At 62.2% G+C, this 21581-nt stretch carries 19 protein-coding genes and 1 pseudogene; 5 read left to right on the forward strand and 15 right to left on the reverse strand.

Translation table 11 applies throughout. The features are described 5' to 3' along the window. On the forward strand, window positions 1–560 hold a 560-nt coding region (locus tag GZH79_RS05085), incomplete at its 5' end, for an IS256 family transposase (RefSeq protein WP_211642581.1). Here GZH79_RS05085 and GZH79_RS05090 read toward each other — a convergent pair. Further along, window positions 550–921 carry a hypothetical protein gene (locus tag GZH79_RS05090; protein ID WP_211642585.1) on the reverse strand — a complete coding sequence of 124 codons (372 nt, stop codon included), beginning with the start codon at window positions 919–921 and terminating at the stop codon, window positions 550–552. The two genes, GZH79_RS05085 and GZH79_RS05090, sit on opposite strands and share 11 nt — an antisense overlap. Beyond that, on the reverse strand, window positions 918–1568 hold the full coding sequence (locus GZH79_RS05095) for a hypothetical protein (protein ID WP_211642587.1): 651 nt from the start codon (window positions 1566–1568) through the stop codon (window positions 918–920). The genes GZH79_RS05090 and GZH79_RS05095 overlap by 4 nt, the downstream gene beginning before the upstream one ends. Before the next feature lie 408 nt (window positions 1569–1976). Between GZH79_RS05095 and GZH79_RS05100 the strand changes: the two are divergent. Next, window positions 1977–2190 (forward strand): annotated as a pseudogene (locus GZH79_RS05100) (transposase); the annotation flags it as partial. A 13-nt stretch (window positions 2191–2203) separates the two neighbouring features. On the opposite strand, the gene GZH79_RS05105 reads toward GZH79_RS05100, so the two are convergent. The 11 genes from GZH79_RS05105 to glpD form a co-directional block, all read right to left on the reverse strand. Beyond that, window positions 2204–3112 (reverse strand): ROK family protein, encoded by a 909-nt coding sequence (locus GZH79_RS05105; protein ID WP_211642589.1) that lies wholly within the window; start codon window positions 3110–3112, stop codon window positions 2204–2206. Next, window positions 3109–4245: an N-acetylglucosamine-6-phosphate deacetylase gene (nagA, locus tag GZH79_RS05110; protein ID WP_211642603.1), complete on the reverse strand. Its 1137-nt coding sequence runs from the start codon at window positions 4243–4245 to the stop codon at window positions 3109–3111. The genes GZH79_RS05105 and nagA overlap by 4 nt, the downstream gene beginning before the upstream one ends. Window positions 4246–4255: 10 nt before the next feature. After that, the gene (locus GZH79_RS05115; RefSeq protein WP_211642606.1) at window positions 4256–5341 is read right to left on the reverse strand and encodes an alanine racemase; all 1086 of its coding nucleotides are present in this window, start codon (window positions 5339–5341) and stop codon (window positions 4256–4258) included. A 163-nt stretch (window positions 5342–5504) separates the two neighbouring features. Continuing rightward, complete coding sequence (glpK, locus tag GZH79_RS05120) at window positions 5505–7010, reverse strand: glycerol kinase GlpK (protein ID WP_211642608.1); 1506 nt, start codon at window positions 7008–7010, stop codon at window positions 5505–5507. A 68-nt stretch (window positions 7011–7078) separates the two neighbouring features. Further along, window positions 7079–8785, reverse strand: coding sequence for an ABC transporter substrate-binding protein (locus tag GZH79_RS05125; RefSeq protein ID WP_211642610.1), 1707 nt, complete (start codon window positions 8783–8785; stop codon window positions 7079–7081). A 71-nt stretch (window positions 8786–8856) separates the two neighbouring features. After that, complete coding sequence (locus GZH79_RS05130) at window positions 8857–9132, reverse strand: DUF2160 domain-containing protein (RefSeq protein WP_211642613.1); 276 nt, start codon at window positions 9130–9132, stop codon at window positions 8857–8859. Between the two features lie 24 nt (window positions 9133–9156). Then, complete coding sequence (locus tag GZH79_RS05135; protein WP_211642778.1) at window positions 9157–9996, reverse strand: carbohydrate ABC transporter permease; 840 nt, start codon at window positions 9994–9996, stop codon at window positions 9157–9159. 44 nt (window positions 9997–10040) lie between these two features. Then, window positions 10041–10913, reverse strand: a complete 873-nt coding sequence (locus tag GZH79_RS05140; protein WP_211642615.1) for a sugar ABC transporter permease — start codon at window positions 10911–10913, stop codon at window positions 10041–10043. After that, window positions 10910–11992: an ABC transporter ATP-binding protein gene (locus GZH79_RS05145; RefSeq protein ID WP_211642618.1), complete on the reverse strand. Its 1083-nt coding sequence runs from the start codon at window positions 11990–11992 to the stop codon at window positions 10910–10912. Before GZH79_RS05145 ends, GZH79_RS05140 begins: the two co-directional genes overlap by 4 nt. A gap of 3 nt (window positions 11993–11995) precedes the next feature. Then, complete coding sequence (locus GZH79_RS05150; protein ID WP_211642620.1) at window positions 11996–13072, reverse strand: ABC transporter ATP-binding protein; 1077 nt, start codon at window positions 13070–13072, stop codon at window positions 11996–11998. Beyond that, window positions 13069–14652: a glycerol-3-phosphate dehydrogenase gene (glpD, locus tag GZH79_RS05155; protein ID WP_211642623.1), complete on the reverse strand. Its 1584-nt coding sequence runs from the start codon at window positions 14650–14652 to the stop codon at window positions 13069–13071. The genes GZH79_RS05150 and glpD overlap by 4 nt, the downstream gene beginning before the upstream one ends. Before the next feature lie 243 nt (window positions 14653–14895). Here glpD and GZH79_RS05160 point away from each other — a divergent pair, with 243 nt between their 5' ends. Beyond that, entirely contained in the window at window positions 14896–15675 is a 780-nt protein-coding gene (locus tag GZH79_RS05160; RefSeq protein WP_211642625.1) for a DeoR/GlpR family DNA-binding transcription regulator, read from the forward strand. A gap of 10 nt (window positions 15676–15685) precedes the next feature. On the opposite strand, the gene ligD is transcribed toward GZH79_RS05160, so the two are convergent. Further along, complete coding sequence (gene ligD, locus GZH79_RS05165) at window positions 15686–18172, reverse strand: DNA ligase D (protein ID WP_211642628.1); 2487 nt, start codon at window positions 18170–18172, stop codon at window positions 15686–15688. A 1-nt stretch (window position 18173) separates the two neighbouring features. Next, a complete protein-coding gene (locus tag GZH79_RS05170; protein WP_211642639.1) occupies window positions 18174–19004 on the reverse strand; it encodes a Ku protein in 831 nt (276 codons plus the stop codon). 208 nt (window positions 19005–19212) lie between these two features. Between GZH79_RS05170 and ytfQ the strand changes: the two genes are divergently transcribed. Together ytfQ and GZH79_RS05180 are read left to right on the forward strand one after the other, a co-directional pair. Next, window positions 19213–20157 (forward strand): galactofuranose ABC transporter, galactofuranose-binding protein YtfQ, encoded by a 945-nt coding sequence (gene ytfQ, locus GZH79_RS05175; RefSeq protein WP_211642642.1) that lies wholly within the window; start codon window positions 19213–19215, stop codon window positions 20155–20157. 82 nt (window positions 20158–20239) lie between these two features. Beyond that, on the forward strand, window positions 20240–21581 hold a 1342-nt coding region (locus GZH79_RS05180), incomplete at its 3' end, for a sugar ABC transporter ATP-binding protein (RefSeq protein WP_249218994.1).

The raw sequence follows: 21581 nt of genomic DNA on the forward strand, positions 1-21581 counted from the left end.
TGATGACGGAACTGAAGAACCGCGGGGTGCAGGACATCCTGATTGCGGTCGTGGACGGCCTCAAGGGCTTCCCCGACGCCATTACCGCCGCCTTCCCGGACACGGCCGTGCAAACCTGCATTGTCCACCTCGTGCGCCACTCGCTGAACTTCTGCGCTTGGAAGGATCGCAAGGAGGTGGCCGCTGACCTGAAGCGGATTTACAGCGCCCCGACTGCCGATCAGGCAGCCGCCGAACTGGATGCCTTCGAAGAAAAATGGGCCGGCAAATATGCATCAATCGCCCCTGCCTGGCGCAGGGCGTGGCAGGAGGTGATCCCGTTCTTCGCCTTCGATCCGGCGATCCGCAAGATCATCTACACCACGAACGCGATCGAAAGCCTGAACCGTGTGATCCGCAAATCGATCAAAACACGGAGATCGTTCCCGACCGAGGACGCCGCAACAAAGCTAATCTACCTGGCGATCCGCAATTTCGAGAAAGGAGGACGAAATGTCCGGGAATGGTTTGCCGCACGCAACCATTTCGCCATAATGTTCGAGGATCGCTTCAATGCGTGACCGTATCTGAAACCCGCATGGGCCAGACCAGATACACAGAGTTCATGACACTCCCCATCTGGCGCAAGATGGCTTCATCCGGCAGATGTCCTGTCGAGTTCGCGACCTGCGCTATCTTCTTAATGTCCGACCCGACCTTGCCCAGTTCACCCATCAGCATGCGCAAAACCTTTTTTTCGGCGTCAGGACGTCTGATCGCGTTCAATGCAAATGCCTTTGCCCAAAGTCCAACACTATCAAAACCGTCATTCATGGCAGCCTCTGACAGTTCGGTCTCAACCTCCGGCGTCACACGAAACGCGATCACGCATGTTTTGCGGCGGTTGTGTGATCTGGGCCGCCCGTCACCTGCCTTCATCATGACACCGTCCCTGGCACCGGCGTCAGCTCATCCTTTGCCGGATCGTCCCGGCGGCTGTTTTCCGTCATTGAGGCAGCATCTGCATCGCGCCGCTCAGTTCCCCGCTCTGGGGTTGCGTAACGCTCCTTGAGAGCCTCGCCCATCCCCTGCGACAAATCCTGAGGCTTCCTTTGGGGCACAGAGATCGCATCGTGCGCCGTCTCGCCCGGCTCCGCCACAACAGCTGCGGCAGACACCTCAGACTGTGCGATATCCTTTCCGCTGCTCACAATCTGCTGGTCTACATCGGTTGCCACAGCATTTTCCATGACGATGTGCCCCGTGCTTTCAACTTCATCCGCTTTTGTAGATTTGCGCAACTTGGCGGCCTTGCGGCTGGCCTTTGCTGCGTCGGCGGTATTGCGCGCTGCTGTCTTGCTGTGGAGGTATCCCCTGAACGTAGCCAAGCTGATCTCGGATTCAGTCACGTCCTTGAACTTCGCGTAAACTTCCTCGATCGAGTAGTTATTCGCCAGCAGCGCGCGGACCTGGTCCGCCATCTCCAACACTGCGTCACGGCTATTGATCTTTGATTTCTCGCGGGGTGGCAGGGCTTTCAGCTCTTCTTTCAGGGCATCAAGTTTCTTACGGTCAATCATCTTTGTCATTGTGAAATTCCTTGTTCTGTTGCGTTCACAGCAAGAATTTACCCGGGATCGCCGAAAATCCCTATACGATGCCAACAGCTTATCCGGGGTCGGCCGCAGAATTATGTGGACAAAATCCAAGTGGGCGGAGTCACCCCGCCGGAAACCCACCGGCATTCACCACGCCAGACCACCCCTTTGACCACAGCGCCGCATCCCGTGTCAGGACTTGCATTTTCTTAAAATAGAAGACCCTCTCAACCGCAGGGTATGTGTATGGTAAACTGTCCCCTGCCCGCGTGACGGCGCACCCAAAGAGGTGCTTCTTGGCGAAGGAAACAACCATCCCCAGTGCCTGAGGGCTTCTCGACGGCAAGCAGACATTTGTTGCAGGCACATGGTTGACGAGATGTGTCATCACGCGATGTAGCGGTCGGTGCCAAGACGGCTTTCATCGCGTCAGGATCACCTTGGGCGAACAGCTACTGCGAAAGCTTCAATGCCAGATTCTAAGACACACTTCTGAACGGTGAGGTCCTTGCTACGCGCGGCCCAGATCCTGATCGAGAAGTGGTGCCGCCACGACAACACTGTCAGGCCGCACAGCGCTCTGGGATACCGTCTACGACACAGCAATTTGTGAAAGCGCTGACACGCTATCGGGCATCCAGCGAGAGCCCGAGGATCGCAGCCCCGATCAGACCGGGTTCGACGGTGCATTGCGCGGGCACCACCAGTGGTCGGTCGAATCGCCGCAGGGTTTTTTCACGCACCGCAGTATCCAGCGCCGCGATCAGCTGCGGTGCCGTCGACAGCCCGCCACCGACAGCAATGATCCCGGCCCCCAACACGTTTTCAACCATGGCAAGCGGTCCGGACAGCAGCGCCAGCCAGACGGCGACCGTCCGTGCGGCCGCACCATCCCCCGCTTGCCAGCCGGTCACGATCGCGCGGCTGTCGACGCGCGCACCGTGCAGATGGGCATGCAGCCGTTCCATGCCCCGCGCAGAGCATGCGGCATCCAGACATCCCGTCAGCCCGCAGCCGCAGGCAAACGCGGGCAGGGTGACCCCCAGATCGTCAAGGATGCGTGCGGCGACCGGGCCGTGGCCGATTTCGCCCGCAAAACCGGCACTGTTGATCAATTGCCCGCGCACCACGACGCCGCCACCGACCCCGGTGCCCAAAATCAGGCCAAAGACGACAGCGTGCCCGCGCCCCGCGCCCAGCCGGGATTCGGCCAGTGCAAAACAATCCGCATCGTTGGCCAGGATCACCGGCAGCCCAAGCGCCGCAGTCAGTTCCGCCTGCAGGTTCCGCCCCGTCAGACAGGGGATATTGGCCACCGTGGCCACGCCCGTATCAGGCGCGACAACGCCTGCCAGCGAAAACGCAACGGCCGTGGGCGGTGTCTCCGCTTGTGCAATGGCGGTATTCAGCACGCCGACAAAGGCGGCAAAGTCCTGCGTCGGTGTCGGCACCCGGCCCTTCAGAACGATATCCTCGGCACTGTGCGCCTCTGCCAGCTTGATGGCGGTGCCGCCGATATCACAGCACAGGATCATGTCATGTCCACGGGCACGCCTGCGATCCAGGTCGCAGCGGCAGTGATGTCCGGCGTCAGACAGGTGAAATCCGCCCGTGCCCCACCGCGCAGATGCCCCCGGTCGGTCAGGCCCAGTGCCGCCGCTGGCGCGGCAGAAGCCAGTGCCACCGCCTGCCCCAGCGGGATGTCCAGCGCCCGATGCAGGTAGCGCACCGCATCCACCAGCGCGATATCGGCCCCCGCCAGCGTTCCGTCTGCCCGTGTCAGCCGGCCTTTGGCGCGCTGGATGCGCTGGCCGTTCAAAAACAGCTCTGTCGCGTCGGTCCCCACGGTCGACATGGCGTCGGACACCAGAAACATACCGCCCGGTCCGGCCTTTGCCCGCAGGGCGATGCGCAGGGCGACAAGATCGACGTGATGGCCGTCCGCAATCACACCGGCTGACAACCGTCCGTCATCCAACGCCACCCCCACAAGGTTCGGCGCGCGGTGCTGAAGCTGGCTCATCGCGTTGAAAAGATGCGTGACCATCGTGGCCCCGGCATCGGTCGCGGTGCGGGCGGCGGCGGCATCGCAATTCGAATGCCCCAAACTTACCACAACACCGGCCTGAACCAGTGCCGCGATCTGCGCGGGCGTCACCACTTCGGGCGCCACGGTGCAGATCATGTGATCCAGCGTGGCTGACGTCTGTGTCAGCACCGCCAGATCGGCCTTATCCATCGGTCGGATCAGGGCCGGATCATGGGTGCCCTTGTGGGACAGGGCCAGATGCGGCCCTTCAAGGTGCAATCCCAGAAAGCCGGGATGCCGGGCCGCCTGCCCGGCGGCGATGGCCCGCTGCGTCACCTGCAGCGTGTCGGTGATGAGTGTCGCCATCACCGCCGTTGTCCCCAACCGCGCGTGGGCGTGACAGATCGCATCGATGCCTGCGGCGGACGGATCGTTGTTGAACAGCACCCCGCCACCGCCGTTGACCTGCAGATCAATAAACCCCGGCACCAGCGTATGATCCAGATGCACACCCGCCGGTGCAGCGGCCTGCGGCACGATCCCCGCAACCCGCCCGCCTGTCACCAGCAGGGCTGCGGCGGCGTGCCAGTGCGTCCCGTCAAAGATCTGCGGCGCATGATAGGCGATGATCTCGGTCATGCGATCCAGCCTACCACACCGCGCCACGCGCGGCGACAGGCAGGACACGGGTGACGATCCCGTCGCGGTGAAACACCATCCGATCAAAAAGGTTCGACACGACGCAGGTGTGGTTCGGCACGATGCGAAGCTGTGTGCCGACCTGTGGCAAGAGCGCGGTGCAATCGGTCAGATCGACCACCGCATGCTCTTCCGACAGCGACACGATCCGCGCGCCGGGCAGGGCCGGAATGATCCCGTAATCCGCAAAACCAAGCAGATCAGACGTCAGCGCCTTGGACCCCGCATCCAGCACAGCGCGCAGGGCAGTCGGACGGGACACGACCGTGGCAAGGATATGCATCGCCATGTCATCCGTCCCGCAGGACCCCGCCCGCATCATCGCACGGTCATTGTAGACATAGGTGCCGGCACGGTGTTCCGTGGCGCTTGGCACCAAATGGGCCGCAAAAAGATCCGGCGTGCCGCCGTTCGACCGCACCGGGCAATCAAGACCGGCTGTGGTCAATCTGGCCATGGTGTCCCGCAGGAACGCCTCGACCGCCGACGCACCGCCGATGGCGGGATAGGTCATCAGCCCGTCGAACTGCAGGCCGGGTGCTGCCGCAATCGCCTGCGCCAGCGCGGTCGCCGCTTCTGCCGTCTGCACGCCGCAGCGCCCGCCCCCGGTATCGCATTCCACCAGCACACGCAGCCTCTTGCCCTGCGCCGCAGCCGACAGGCCCGCGACGGTCACCGTGCTGTCGGCAACCACGCGCAGGGTTTTCACCCGGTCGTTCAGCACCATCAGCCGTGCAAGCCGGACCGGACCAAGGATGTTGTAGGTAATCAGGATGTCATCAAAGCCCGCATCGGCAAAGACCTCGGCCTCTGTCACTTTCTGGCAATTGATGCCACCGGCCCCGGCAGCCACCTGCTGCTGTGCGACCTGCGGAATCTTGTGCGTCTTGATATGCGGCCGAAAGGCCAGACCATGCGCGTCCATATAGTCCTGCGCGCGGGCGATGTTGGCCGCCAGCCGGTCCTCGTCGATCACGGGCATGGGGGTGATGACATCGGACAGCGGCGCCCCGACGGCGGGCCAGGGGAAATCCATGCTATGCCTCCTGCGCAAAGGGGTCGGGACTGCGGGGCCAGATGTCGGACCGCACAAAGCGGTAGACGTTCGTGGCGGGATTCCCACGACATTTGCCGGGTTTCAAGCGGCTTGGGCGGTCCGGCATCAAAGAATATCCCGGTCATCGCGGCGCAAGACCGGATCAGGGGGCGGCAGGTGCGGTGAACGCACGGGTCGCGGATACCGCACGTTGCCAGGCCGCATATTGCCGGTCGCGCCGGGCGGATTCCATCCGGGGCGTGAACTGGCGATCCCGGCCCCACATCTGCGCGAAACCTGCCTGATCGGGATAAAGACCCACCCGGCTTCCTGCAAGCCATGCGGCACCCATCGCGGTTGTCTCAAGGCAGGCAGGGCGGTCGACGGCGATCCCCATGATGTCGGACAAAAACTGCATCGTCCAATCCGACGCGCTCATGCCGCCATCGACCCGTAGAACGCTGTTGTCGCCCGGTGTGGTCCAATCCTTGTGCATGGCCTGCAACAGATCACGCGTCTGATAGCCGACGGATTCCAGTGCCGCGCGTGCCAGCTCTGCCGGGCCGGTATTGCGGGACAGCCCGAAAATCGCCCCCCTTGCATCTGCATCCCAGTAAGGGGCGCCCAGGCCGGTGAACGCCGGGACCATGATGACCTGCTGGTCGGGGTCCGCCGCCTGCGCCAGGGGCTGGGTATCGCCCGCTTCTCGGATCATCTTCAGCCCGTCGCGCAACCACTGCACGGCGGCACCGGCCACGAAAATCGATCCCTCCAGCGCATAGGTCGGCTTGCCATCCAGCTGGTAGGCAATCGTCGTCAGCAACCGGTTCCGAGAGGCGACGGGCCTGTCACCGGTATTCATCAGGGCAAAACAACCGGTGCCATAGGTGCTTTTCGTCATGCCGGGCTGAAAGCAGGCCTGCCCGATGGTCGCGGCCTGCTGGTCGCCAGCAACCCCCATGATCGGGATCGGGCGACCGAACAGATCGGCGCGCGTCGTCCCAAAGTCTGCGGCGCAATCCTTTACCTCTGGCAGCATCGATACGGGGATGCCCAACAGATCGCAGATTGTCCGGCTCCACCGTCCCTTGTGAATGTCATAAAGCAGGGTGCGCGCGGCATTGGTGGCGTCGGTGACATGATGGCGGCCATCCGTCAGCTTCCAGATCAGATAGCTGTCGACGGTGCCGAACAGCAGATCGCCCGCCTGTGCCGCCGCACGCGCGCCGTCGACGTTGTCCAGCAGCCATTTCACCTTGGTCCCTGAAAAATACGGATCGATCAGCAGGCCGGTGCGGGCCGTGAACATATCGGCATGCCCGTCGCGCCGCAGCGCGTCACAGATACCGGTCGTGCGGCGGTCCTGCCAGACGATCGCGTTGTGGATGGGCTGTCCGGTCCTGCGGTTCCAGATAACCGTGGTTTCGCGCTGATTGGTGATGCCGATGGCCGCGATGTCGGCTGCGGCGATCCCGGCTTTTTCGATCACACCGCGACATGTGCCGGCGGCGGTGGCCCACAGATCGGACACGTCATGTTCGACCCAGCCGGAGTGTGGAAAGTGCTGGGGAAATTCTTCCTGGGCCTGTGCGATCAGCGCCATGTGTTCATCGAACAGGATGGCGCGACTGGATGTCGTCCCTTGGTCGATCGCCAGAATATAGGTCATGCTATTCCCCGTCCGCAGGCACGCAAAAGCCGGGGCGCATCGCATGCGCCCCGGCTGGTGTCATTTGTTTAGTTGCTCCAGGAGGAGACGAGTTCGTCGTAGCCGATCGTGACCGGCTCTTCGTCCTCGTCCTCCAGTGCGGGCTTGGGTGCGCCTGGCTGTTCCAGCCAGTATGACGCCTCGAGCTCTTCACCCATCACCGGACCCAGATCGCCCTGGATACCGGACCGTTCGATCCGTTCCATCACGCTTTCCATGTCGGCGCAAAGCTGATCCAGCGCTTCCTGAGGGCTCTTTGCACCGGACATTGCATCGCCGATGTTCTGCCACCACAACTGCGCCAGCTTGGGATAGTCGGGCACGTTGGTGCCGGTCGGCGACCATTGTGTCCGCGCAGGCGAGCGGTAGAATTCCACCAGACCGCCCAGCTTGTCGGCACGTTCGGTGAAATGGTCAGAGTTGATGGTCGATTCCCGGATAAAGGTCAGACCGACATCCGATTTCTTAACGTCCACCGTCATCGACGTGACGAACTGCGCGTAAAGCCATGCCGCCTGTGCGCGGTCGACGGGTGTGGATTCCATCAACGTCCAGGACCCCACGTCCTGATAGCCGACCTTCATGCCCTCTTCCCAGTAGACACCATGCGGGCTGGGGGCGAGCCGCCACTTTGGCGTGCCGTCTTCGTTCATCACCGCGTCCGATGCGACCAGCGGGGCCACAAAGGTGGTGTACATGAACATCTGCTGCGCGATGTTGCCCTGTGCAGGGACCGGACCGGCCTCTGAAAAGGTCATGCCGGCAGCCGATGGCGGCGAATATTTCTGCAGCCATTCGATCGCCTTGTCGACGGCATAAACCGCAGCCGGAGAGTTCGTCGCACCGCCCCGGTCTACACAGGCACCGACGGGCTGAGAGTCTTCGTTGACACGAATGCCCCATTCATCGACCGGCAGGCCGTTGGGTTCGCCCGTGTCGCCCATACCGGCCATGGACATCCATGCGTCGGTGTAACGCCAGCCCAGGCTGGGGTCTTTTTTGCCGTAGTCCATGTTGCCATAGACCTCGACGCCGTCGATCTCGCGACCGGTAAAGAATTCCGCGATATCCTCATAGGCCGCCCAGTTGACCGGCACGCCCAGATCGTAACCATAGGCTTCCTTGAAATCGGCCTGAATCTGCGGGTCGTTGAACCAATCGTAGCGGAACCAGTAAAGGTTCGCGAACTGCTGGTCGGGCAGCTGATACAGTTTGCCATCGGGTGCTGTGGTGAATTCCAGCCCGATGAAATCATCCAGATTCAGAGTCGGCGACGTGACATCGGCCCCTTCGCCCGCCATCCAGTCGGTCAGGTTGCGAACCTGCTGATAGCGCCAGTGGGTGCCGATCAGATCGGAATCGTTGACGAAGGCATCATAGATGTTTTCGCCCGACTGCATCTGCGTCTGCAGCTTTTCGACGACATCGCCTTCGCCGATCAGATCGTGGGTGACGTTGATGCCGGTGATCGCGGTGAACGCGGGCGCCAGCACCTGGGATTCGTATTCATGGGTCGTGATGGTTTCGGACACCACGTTGATATCCATGCCCTGGAACGGTTGGGCCGCATCGATGAACCATTGCATCTCTGCTTCCTGTTCCGCGCGGGACAGGGTCGAGACGTCGCCGATTTCGGCATCCAGAAACGCCGTGGCGGCAGCCATGTCGGCCCATGCAGGCTGGGTCAGCGCAAGCGCCATCCCCAGTGCGGTGGTCGATTTCAACAGAACGTTCATGTTAGGTTTCCTCCCTTTATGTTGAACGCAGACGATCCGCCCCGATGATCTGGGCCGGGATTTGACGTGGTCTAGACCCAGCGGAACACCGCTGCGGCAAAGACCAGACAGACGATCAGCGCGTAGGGCTGCGCAAACGGCACCAGCCCCAGCCACGCCAGATTGATGAACGCGGACCCCAGCAGCGTGATGAACAGCCGATCACCGCGCGTGGTCTCGATCCGCAGGATGCCGCGGCGCGGCACTTCGGGGAACCGGATCGCCAGCACCGTGAAGATGGTCAGCAGCACGGCGATCACGATAAAGAATGTGGCGGTGGGCCAGGTCCAGGCCATCCAGTCAAGCATGTGAAGCTCCTTTCAGGTCCAGCATCACACCCGCCCCAGGGCAAAGCCCTTGGCGATGTAGTTGCGCACGAAATAGATGACCAAGGCACCCGGCACGATCGTCAGCACACCGGCGGCGGCCAGCACGCCCCAATCCACCCCGGCGGCACCGACGGTGCGGGTCATGGTGGCGGCGATGGGCTTTGCATCCACCGACGTCAGCGTGCGCGACAGCAGCAGTTCCACCCAGGAAAACATGAAACAAAAGAACGCGGCGACGCCGATCCCGCTGGCGATCAGGGGGGTGAATATCTTGATAAAGAACGTAGGGAACGAATAGCCGTCGATATAGGCCGTCTCGTCGATTTCCTTGGGCACGCCGCGCATGAAACCTTCGAGAATCCAGACCGCCAGTGGCACGTTGAACAGGCAATGCGCCAGCGCCACGGCGATATGCGTGTCGAACAGCCCGATGCTGGAATACAGCTGAAAGAACGGCAGCGCGAACACGGCGGGCGGCGCCATCCGGTTGGTCAGCAACCAAAAGAACAGATGCTTGTCACCCATGAAGCTGTAGCGCGAAAACGCATAGGCGGCAGGCAGGGCCACAGCAAGGCTGATCGCGGTGTTCATCACCACGTAGATCAGCGAATTGACGTAACCCATATACCAGCTGGCATCGGTCAGGATCGTGGCATAATTTTCAAACGTCAGATCGCGGGGCCACAGGCTGAACGCGCCCAGAATTTCGCTGTTCGTCTTCAGGCTCATGTTGATCAGCCAATAGATCGGCAGCATCAAAAACAGCAGATACAGCCCCATGATGACGGCACTGCCCGACGGGCGCAAGCGACGGGTCGCCGTGCGCGGTGTCTCGATCGTCATGGGACGGGTATCGGTGACGACTTCGGGAGTTGCGGTATCGGACATCACTTGCCATCCCTTTGGTCGAGGGTCGTCATCACGGTGTAGAACACCCAGGAAATCGCCATGATGACCAGGAAATACATCAGGCTGAACGCCGCCGCAGGGCCAAGGTCGAACTGTCCCAGCGCCATTTTCACAAGGTCGATGGACAGGAACGTCGTGGCGTTACCGGGCCCACCCCCCGTCAGCACGAACGGTTCGGTATAGATCATGAAACTGTCCATGAACCGCAGCAGGATGGCGATCATCAGCACGCCCGCCATCTTGGGCAGCTCGATATAGCGGAACACGGCCCAGCGGCTGGCCTGATCGATCTTGGCCGCCTGATAATAAGCGTCGGGGATCGACCGCAGACCGGCATAGGCCAGCAGGGCCACCAGCGATGTCCAGTGCCAGACGTCCATCACGATGACCGTGACCCAGGCGTCGAACGTGTTCTGGGTATAGTTGTAATCGATGCCCATCGCATCAAGCGTATAGCCCAGCAGGCCGATATCGACGCGGCCGAATATCTGCCAGATCGTGCCCACCACGTTCCACGGGATCAGCAGCGGCAGGGACATGACCACAAGACAGAACGACGACCAAAAGCCCTTTTTCGGCATGTTCAGCGCGACAAAGATCCCCAGTGGCACCTCAATGGCCAGAATGATCGCGGAAAACATCAACTGGCGTCCCAGTGCGTTCCACATGCGGTCCGAATGCAGCATGTCGTCGAACCACGACAGGCCCGCCCAGAAAAACTGGTTGTTTCCAAACGTGTCCTGCACTGAATAGTTCACCACGGTCATCAGCGGAATGACGGCGGAAAACGCGACCAGCAGCAGCACCGGCAGAACCAGAAACCACGCCTTTTGATTGACGGTCTTGTTCATGCGGACGTCCCCCGGGGTGAGATGCGCCAGTCGTCGGCGTAGACATTGATCCCCTGCGGCGCAAAGTTGATGCGGTTGGTGGCGGCCGAAATCGTCGCGTCCTCGGTCGCGAGCGCGTTGATTTCACGCCCCATCACATCCAGACGGACGATCTTGTGGCGGCCCACGTCCTCGACCCGGCGCACGGTGGCGGGGATGCCGTCATCGCCGCTGGACAGCTGGATGAATTCAGGGCGCACGCCCAGCTGCGTCTTGCCGGTGGCGCTGTAATGCTGGTCCAGCGGAATGGTCACATCACCGATGCGGGCCTGCGTGCCATCGATAGTCGCATCGAACAGGTTCATCCCCGGCGAGCCGATGAAATATCCCACGAACGTATGGGCCGGCCGTTCGAACAATTCCTGCGGGGTGCCGATCTGCACGACGCGCCCGTCATACATCACCACCACCTTGTCGGCAAAGGTCAGCGCCTCTGTCTGGTCATGGGTCACATAGATCATCGTGTGGCCGAAATCCTGGTGCAGCTTTTTCAGCTGCGTGCGCAACTCCCACTTCATATGGGGGTCGATCACGGTCAGGGGTTCGTCGAACAGCAGGGCGTTCACGTCCTCGCGGACCATGCCGCGGCCCAGCGAAATCTTTTGCTTGGCGTCGGCGGTCAGGCCGCGCGCCTTGTGGTCAAGCTGCGCTTCCATGTCGATCATCGCGGCGACCTTCTGGACGCGCCGCTTGATCTCTGCCGCGTCCATGCCCCGGTTTTTCAGCGGAAAGGCAAGGTTTTCGCGCACCGACATCGTGTCGTAGACCACCGGAAACTGGAACACCTGCGCGATGTTGCGGTCGGCTGTCGGCGCGGTGGTCACATCGCGGCCATCGAACAGCACGCGCCCCTGACTGGGGATCAACAGACCCGAAATGATATTGAGCAAGGTAGACTTGCCGCAGCCGGATGATCCCAGCAGCGCATAGGCTTCGCCATCGACCCAGTCGTGGTTCAACGCCTTCAGCGCAAAATCGTCCTCTGACTGCGGGCGGGGCAGATAGGAATGGGCAAGGTTATCAAGCGTGATCTTGGCCATGGTTCAAGCGGCCTCCGCATAGGGGGCACTGGCGACCAGATCGCCGTTTTGTGCAAACAAATAGATGCGCGACGGGTCCAGATAGACCGGCAGGGATTGCCCGGGTTTCAGGTTGCGGATGCCGTGGATCAGCCCGACCCAGCGGGCATCGTCATGGGTCAGGTGCACAAAGGTTTCCGACCCGGTGATTTCCATGACCGACAGCGTGGTGTCGAACCGGATGCGATCATCGCCCGCGTCCAGCGTCAGATGATTGGGGCGGAACCCCAGCATATAGTGCCCGTCCGGCACGTCGCGCCCGACGGCGGGGATCGCGTCACGGCTAAAATGCATGCGGTCGCCGCGCTTTTCCACGTTCAGGAAATTCATCGGCGGGTCGGAAAAGACCCGTGCCGTCGTGGCGTCGGCGGGGTTGCGATAGACCTGCGCTGTCGGACCAAACTGGGTGACACGGCCTTCCCACAGGGTCGCGCAATTGCCACCCAGCAGCAGCGCCTCTTCGGGTTCGGTCGTGGCATAGACAAAGATCGACCCGGATTCCGCAAAGATGCGCGGGATTTCGGCGCGCAATTCCTCGCGCAGCTTGTAGTCAAGGTTGGCCAGCGGTTCATCCAGCAGAACCAGACCCGCATTCTTGACCAGCGCGCGGGCCAGCGCGCAGCGTTGCTGCTGGCCGCCCGACAGTTCCAGCGGCTTGCGCTGCAGCATCGGGGTCAGCTGCATCAGCGCGGCGGTGTCGCGCACGCGCCGGTCGATTTCCGCCTTGTCGAGCCCCATCAGCTTCATCGGGGATGCGATGTTGTCGTAGACGCTCATCGCGGGGTAGTTGATGAACTGCTGGTAGACCATCGCGATCTTGCGGTCCTGCACACGCTGGCCGGTCACATCGTCGCCGTTCCATAGAATACGGCCCTGCAACGGCACATCAAGACCGGCCATCAGACGCATCAGGGTCGTCTTGCCCGAAGAAGTCGGCCCCAGAAGGACGTTCATGCTGCCTTTTTCCAGAGTCAGCGTCGTTGGATAGATAAAGGTCTGCGCGCCAACCCCATAGCTGATGTTGTCAAGTTTCAGGGTCATGCGATGTCTTTCATCTGCGGACGGCGGGCCGCCATATAGGTAGAAAGGGCCGTGGCATCCGCCCCGTGCAGGCCCAGCTTGCTGCGACGCCACAGAATGTCTTCGGCGGTGCGGGCGAATTCATGGGTCATTAGCCAGTCGACTTCCGCCGCCGTCAACGTCGCACCGAACGCCTGCCCCAGATCATCGGCGGTCCCGGCATCGGCCAGGATCAGGGCCGCATCCGTGCCGTAGGCGCGCACAAGACGGCGCGCCCAGCGGTCGGTCAGAAACGGATAATCACGCCGCAGGCCGGCAATCAGCGTCTCGACCCCGTCGATGGGAAAATCACCGCCCGGCATCGGCACACCGGCGGTCCATGCGCCCTTTTGCACGTCAAGACGCTGGCCGATCTTGTCCAGCGCGCTTTCGGCCAGACGGCGATAGGTCGTGATCTTGCCGCCAAAGATGTTCAGCGCGGGCGCACCGGCGCTGTCGTCCAGTTTCAGCGTATAATCGCGGGTCGCGGCGGTGGCCGACGTGGTCCCCTCGTCATACAGCGGACGCACGCCCGAATAGGTCCAGACGATATCGTCCGTGCTGATGTTCTGCTTGAGATAAGCGTTCACGAAATCAATCATGTAGGCTTTTTCTTCGGGGGTGCAGACCGGCTTGGCCTGCAGGTCGTGATGTTCCTGATCGGTTGTGCCGATCAGAGTGAAATCGGTCTCGTAGGGGATTGCGAACATGATCCGCCCGTCGGTGCCCTGAAAGAAATAGCACTTGTCGTGATCGAACAGACGTTTGACGACGATATGGCTGCCCCGCACCAGCCGCACGTCGTCATGACTGTTCGATCCGACCTGCTGGCGCAGGATCTGCCCGACCCAGGGTCCGCCGGCATTTACGACCATGCGGGCCCGCACGGTGCGCTGGTTGCCGCTGTCGACGTCCTGCAGCGTGACCGTCCAGATGCCGTCCTGGGCCTTGGCGCTGACCACCTTGGTGCGGGTCAGCACGACCGCACCGCGGGCCACCGCATCGCGGGCGTTCAGCGCGACAAGACGGGAATCCTCGACCCAGCAATCACTGTATTCATAGGCCTTGGTGAAATCGTCGATCAGCGGCGCACCTTCGGGACTGGTGGTCAGATCCAGCGTGCGGGTGCCCGGCAAAATCTTCCGCCCGCCCAGATTGTCATACATCAAAAGCCCCAGCCGGATCAGCCAGGCCGGGCGGCGCCCCTTCATCCAGGGCATGACCATGGACAGCAGTTTGGACGTAGGCGTGTCGCCCTCGAACCGCATCCCCGCGTGGTAGGGCAGCACGAACCGCAGCGGCCAACTGATATGCGGCATGGCGCGCAGCAGGGTTTCGCGCTCGATCAGGGCTTCGCGCACCAGCCGCAGTTCGAAATATTCCAGATAGCGCAGACCGCCGTGAAACAGCTTTGTCGACGCAGAAGAGGTCGCAGACGCCAGATCGGACATTTCGGCCAGCGTCACCGTCAGGCCACGGCCCGCCGCATCGCGCGCGATGCCACAGCCGTTGATACCACCGCCGATGACCAGCAGATCACGGATGTCCGTGTCGTCACTCACATTGGATCCTCCCAAACCCTCTTAAACAAGTATCGCAATCGCGCACCAAAAAGAAAAGCCTTATTTTCGCTTTTATTCGTTTTCACAAAATACGCAGATTTATGCGGGATTACAGGGGGTGCAGCGACATTCCCGATGCGCAAACGCGCAAAAAACGCACATACAGATGTGCAAGATGCGAAATGTGTGTGATTGTCGGTGCACGTCCTGCCATCGACCACGCTACACAACGGAAAATCGCGCATGTCACAAACCATCAGACACCCCGAAATTCTGGACATCGCCCGGCGCGACGGGAAGGTCACCGTGGAATATCTGGCAGAGCATCTGGGCGTCACGCTTCAGACCATCCGCCGCGATCTGAGCGACCTTGCGGACGCGGGCAAGCTTGAACGTGTCCACGGGGGGGCTGTCCTGCCGTCCGGAACGGTCAACATCGCCTACGAAGAACGCCGACGCCTGAATTCCGAAAGCAAGACCGCCATGGCCAAGGCCTGTGCCGCGATGATCCCCGAAGACTGCGCGATTTTCCTCAACATCGGCACCAGCACCGAAGCGCTGGCAACAGAACTGCTGCACCACCGCAACCTGCTGGTGGTGACCAACAACATGAACGTCGCCAACATCCTGACCCACAACCCCGACTGCGAGGTGATCGTGACCGGGGGCACGCTGCGGCAGTCCGATGGCGGCCTGACGGGCGACATCACGACCGATGTGATCCGCAAGTTCAAGTTCGACATCGGCATCATCGGATGTTCGGCGATCGACCCCGATGGCGACATCCTTGATTTCGACCTGCGCGAAGTCGGCGTCAGCCAGACGATCCTGAACCAGTCCCGCCGCAAGATGCTGATCGCGGACCATACGAAATTCAAGCGCAAGGCCCCGGCGCGCATCGGATCACTGGCCGACATCGATGTCTTTTTCACCGACGCCCCGCTACCACCGGCGCTGAAAGACGCCTGCACCCGCTGGCACACCGACATTGATGTCAGCACTGTGGCACCCGATCAGGCATAGCCGCTGGCCCCTACGCCAGACTGTCGGACAGGGCGGCGATGGTGCGGGCATTCAGCGACTGCGGCTTTGCCGCTGCGTCAAGATAGGGACAGGGATCATCCAGCCGGGCGACGGCGGCGTCGCGGCTGAATGTATCGGGACCATCAAGACTGCCCAGCTCATCCCAGGTCACAGGCATGGCGACCGGCCCCGACGGGCGGGCGCGCACCGAATACGGCGCGATGGCGGTGGATCCCCGTTCGTTGCGCAGCCAGTCGATGAAAATCCGGCCCTTGCGCCGCGCTTTCGACATGGTGGCGGTAAAACGGTCGGGTTCTTCCTGCGCCATCACATGGGCCAGCGTCTTTGAAAACAGCTTGACCGTGTCCCAGCCGTTGGTCCGGCGCAGGCTGACGCAGACATGCACCCCCTTGCCGCCACTGACGACAGGGACCGACGCCAGCCCCAGCGCCGTCAGCCGTGCCGCCAGATCGACGGACGCCGACCGCACATCGGCCCAGTCCAGTCCTTCGTCGGGGTCCAGATCGAACACCAGCCGGTCGGGACGGTCCAGCCGGTCGCTGCGCGCGCCCCAGATATGAAATTCGATCGTGCCCATCTGTGCTGCCGCGACAAAGGCCGCAGCCCGCCTGATATCCATATAGGTGGCCGGATCGCCGTCGCTTTCGGTGATCGCGATCCGGTTCAGCGCATCGGGCATCCCCTGCCCTGCGTGTTTTTGGAAAAACCGCTGGCCCGCCAACCCTTCGGGCAGGCGCAACAGCGACAACGGCCGATGGCCCGCGATTTTCAGCAGACGCGCGCCCGCCGCATCATAATAGCGCGCCAGATCGCCCTTGGTCCCGCCGGTCTGCGGGAACACGACGCGGCCCGCATGGCTGATCCGCTGGCCCCCGATGCGGGCTGCCCCCTTATCCTGTGATCCGTCATCCTGCGCAGGCGGGGCGGCGTCCTGCGGTGCCTCGAACGTGATATCCTTGGCGTCCTTGTCACGCCGGATACCCAGATGAACGCCGTGCCGGATATGACCGTCAGCGGTCAGTTCGGTGAAATCGACCTCGATCACCACGCTTGGTGTGACCCATTGCGCGGCAGCAGCGATATCCTGCGGCACATCGATGAACGGGCTGGTCTTGCGGGTGCGGAAGGCGGACGTCAGCGCATCGAAATCAGACTCCGCAAAGCCACTGCCGATCCGCCCGCGATAGCGCAGCCCATCAGGGCCGTATTCACCCACCAGAAGCGACGCAAAGGGGCGGCCCGCCTTGTCGGACGGGGAATAGCCGCCAACCACGAATTCCTGCCGCCGCGTGCATTTCACCTTGCACCAATCCGCGTGCCGCCCGCCCCGGTAGCGGGCAGAGGCCCGTTTGGCGATGATGCCTTCGGCCCCCGCCTTGCAGGCCCTGTCAAAGATATCCGGCCCGCCACCCGCGATATGGGTGCTGCGCCGCAGGGGACCGTCATCGGGCACATCGGACAGCAGATGGTCCAGTGCTTCCTTGCGGGCCAGTTGCGGGGTTTTGGTCAGATCCTTGCCGTCCAGCGACAGCAGATCAAAGGCATAGAACACCAGCGGCCGCCCGGATTTGATCGCCGCCTGCAACGACGAAAACGCCGATCCGCTGATATCGCGGGCCATGACTTCGCCATCGATCAGCGCCGCGTCACACGACAGATCGTCAAAGGCGGGCGCGATGGCCTGAAACCGGTCCGTCCAGTCGTGGCCGTTGCGGGTCCACAGCCGGGTGCCCCCCTTCCCCAAGGCCGCCAGACAGCGATAGCCGTCGAATTTCGTCTCGAATATCCAGTCGTCACCGTCGGGCGGGTCCGACACCAGCGTCGCCAGTTGCGGCTTGCGGAACGCAGGCCGTTTGCCCGACCGGGCCTTGGGCGCGTCAGGCAGAATCGCATCGTCACCCGCCGCGATCTGCGTCATCGTCCGGCCTGTGGTGATCGATGTGTCGTGATTTTCGGTCAGCCGGTCGGGTTGGTCCGATGCGGCGGAATCGCGGTGCTTGATCAGCAGCCAGTTTTCGCGCTTTTCCCCCTTGCCGCGCATCCGCACCAGCGCCCAGCTGCCGCGCATCCGCTGGCCCGTCAGGGTAAAGGCCAGCTTGCCCTTGGCCAGTCCGTCGGCAGGGTCTGTTTCTGGCTGCCAGACACCTTCGTCCCACATCATCACGGTGCCGCCACCATAGTTTTTGGCCGGAATCGTGCCTTCAAAGGTGCCATAGGACAGTGGGTGATCTTCTGTGCGGACTGCCAGACGCTTTTCGCCCGGATCGTCGCTGGGGCCACGGGTCACGGCCCAGCTCAGCAGCACACCGCCCCATTCCAGCCGGAAATCGTAATGCAGGCGGGTCGCGTCGTGTTTCTGCACCACAAACCGCAGGTCCGTGGTGCGCGCCGTGCCAGCCTCGCCTGCCGGTTCGCGGGTCTGGCTGAAATCGCGCCGCGCGTTGTATGCGGCCAGCGGATCAGGGTCGCGCGCCATGTCAGGACGCCTTTTTGCGACCACCGCGACCCGCTGGCTTGGCTTTGGTCTTTTTCACGCTTTCCTTCAGCGCGGCCATCAGATCGACGACGTTTTCGCCCGCAGGCGCATCGTCGCTGCCTGTCGTGACGCGTTTGGTCTTTTTGTTCTTACGCTTGGCGGCGATCAGATCGTGCAGCGCATCGGCATAGTGATCCTTGAACGCGGTGGCATCGAACGGCCCGCTTTTGCGGTCAATCAGGGTCGTGGCCACATCCAGCAGATCGGTGTCGACCTTGTCATCGGTGATATCGCTGAACAGCGGGTCCGCGTCGCGCAACTCGTCGGCGTAATGCAGGGTTTCCAGCAGCAAACCGTCGCCGCAGGGTTTGACGGCCCCCAGATATTCCTTGCCGCGCATGGTGAACTGGCCCAACCCGACCCTGCCCGCCGCCCGCAGCGCGTCGCGCACTACACGGTAGGCATCCTGCGCCAGATCGTCGGTCGGCACCACGTAATAGGGTTTGTCGAAATACAGCGGTGGAATTTCGCAGGCATCGACGAATTGAACTAACTCGAATGTCTTTTTGGTTTCCAACTTGATCGCGTCCAGCTCTGCGGGGTCGATCAGCATGTATTGGTCGTCGCCGGTGTCGTAGCCCTTGACGATGTCGTCCTTGTCGACGGGACCGATCCCCGGCACGGTCTTTTCATATTTCACTCGTTTGCCGCTGGGTTCGTGGATCTGCCGAAATGATATCCGCGACGCGGACCGTGTGGCGGAATGAATTTCCACCGGGATCGACACCAGTGACAGCCGCAACTGTCCTTTCCAGATCGCACGCGATGCCATGCCGTTCTCCTTGATTCACCACGGTCTGAAACCCACCGGCGCAGGGCAAAGTTCCCCTGCCACAGGCGGCGACGGCGACGCAGCCCACCGCGCCCGCCAGAAGTCTGCCCCTGATCAATCATCCTGAACCGGTCTGCAGTCTCTTCTTGCCAAAAGTAATACTATATGACTTTATCGAATCAGGCTTCGGCCATCCAGGGAGGAAACCATGAATAAACTATTGCTCAGCGTAGCCATTGCTGCGCTCTCGACAGGTGCGTCCGCACAGACGGTCGGGTTCTCGCAGATCGGGTCTGAATCCGGCTGGCGTGCCGCCGAAACGACCGTGACCCGACAAGAGGCCGAAGCGCGCGGCATCGACCTGCGCTTCTCCGACGCGCAGCAGCGGCAGGAAAATCAGATCGCCGCCATCCGGTCCTTTGTCGCCCAAGGCGTCGACGCGATCCTGCTGGCCCCCGTTGTAGCCACCGGCTGGGATTCGGTGCTCGAAGAAGCCAAGGAAGCCGAAATTCCGGTCGTTCTACTGGACCGCCGCGTCGACAGTTCCGAAGACCTGTATCTGACCGCCGTCGGCTCCGACCTTGTGCACGAAGGCGAAGTCGCCGGTCAGTGGCTGGTCGACAACAAGCCCGAAGGCACGTGCCGCGTCGTCGAGCTGCAGGGCACGACGGGATCGTCGCCCGCCATCGACCGCGCGACCGGTTTCCGCAATGCCATCGAAGGCAACGCCGAGATCGAAATCGCCCGCAGCCAGACCGGTGATTTCACCCGCTCCGGCGGCAAGGAAGTCATGGAAAGCTTCCTGCAAGCCGAAGGCGGCGGTGACGACATCTGTGCGCTTTATGCCCACAACGACGACATGGCCATCGGCGCCATTCAGGCGATCAAAGAAGCCGGGATCGATCCGGGCGACGACATCCTGATCGTGTCGATCGATGCCGTGCCCGACATCTTTCAGGCGATGGCCGCCGGCGATGCAAACGCCACGGTCGAGTTGACGCCGAACATGGCAGGCCCGGCCTTTGACGCGCTGGCCGCCTACATGGCCGACGGCACAGAGCCCGAAAAGTTCATCCAGACGGAATCCACGCTTTACACGCAGGACGACGATCCGATGGGCGAATACGAAGCCCGCAAGGATCTGGGCTACTGATCGCATCCCGGACACGGGCCTGACCGCCCTGACGCGGCGCCCCTGCCGGGGCGCCGCACCTCTCGATTCAGAAAGGCACCGGATGCTTCTGACCGTCCGCGATCTGACCAAGACATTCCCCGGCACCCGCGCGCTCGACAATATGCAGTTCGATCTTGCGGCCGGAGAGGTCCACGCGCTGCTGGGTGAAAACGGCGCGGGGAAATCCACGCTCATCAAATGCCTGACCGGCGTGCATGCCCGCGACAGCGGGCGGATCACACTGGACGGGCAGCCGATCTCGCCGGGATCGACACATGACGCGCAGGAACTGGGCATCGGCACCGTCTACCAAGAGGTCAATCTGCTGCCCAACCTGACCGTCGCAGAAAACCTGACGTTCGGGCGCCAGCCCACGCGGTTCGGGCTGGTCTCAAGCCGCCGGATGCGCGCCGACGCCGAAGAGATGCTGGCCGGCTACGGGCTGGATCAGGTCAATGTCGGACGCGAACTGGGCACTTATTCCGTCGCGGTCCAGCAGATCGTCGCCATCGCGCGCGCCGTGGCCCTGTCGGGCAAGGTCCTGATCCTCGACGAACCGACTGCCAGTCTGGATGCGCGCGAAACCGAAACCCTGTTTGCGGTGGTGCGCAGCCTGCGCGACCGCGGGCTTGGCATCATCTTCATTTCGCATTTCCTTGATCAGGTGTTTTCACTCAGCGACCGGCTGACGGTGCTGCGCAACGGCCAGCACATCGTGACAACCAACACGGCTGACACGAACCGGGTCGATCTGATCCACCACATGCTGGGCCACGAACTGGTCGAAGCCGAACAGCGCCATGTTGCGCGCACCGGCGGCGCGGAACTACTGACTTTCAAGGGGCTCGCCCACCGCAACAGGATCGAACCCTTCGATCTGAAGGTGCGCGCGGGCGAAGTCATCGGGCTGGCCGGGTTGCTGGGTGCCGGCCGCACCGAAACCGCCGATGTGCTGTTCGGCCGGACCCCCGCCGATCAGGGCACGGCCACCGACGAGAATGGCAAGCTGGACATCACCACGCCCCGCATGGCCATCGCCGCAGGCTTTGGTTACGCGCCAGAGGACCGCAAGACCGACGGGATCGTGGCGGATCTGTCGGTGCGCGAAAACATAGCACTGGCGCTGCAGGCCCGGCGCGGATGGGCGCGCCCGATCCCACAGACCGAACAGAAAAGACTGGCAGACGATTATATCCGCAAGCTCGACATCCGCACATCCAGCGCAGAAAAGGCCGTGGGCGACCTGTCGGGTGGCAACCAGCAAAAGGTCGTTCTGGCCCGCTGGCTGGCGATGAACCCGCGCTTTCTGATCCTCGACGAACCGACGCGCGGCATCGACGTCGGCGCCCATGCCGAAATCCTGCGGCTGATCGGCGATCTGACGGATCAGGGCATGTCGATCC

It is taken from the genome of Loktanella sp. SALINAS62, from assembly GCF_018263905.1.
Classification (GTDB): Bacteria; Pseudomonadota; Alphaproteobacteria; order Rhodobacterales; family Rhodobacteraceae; genus Loktanella.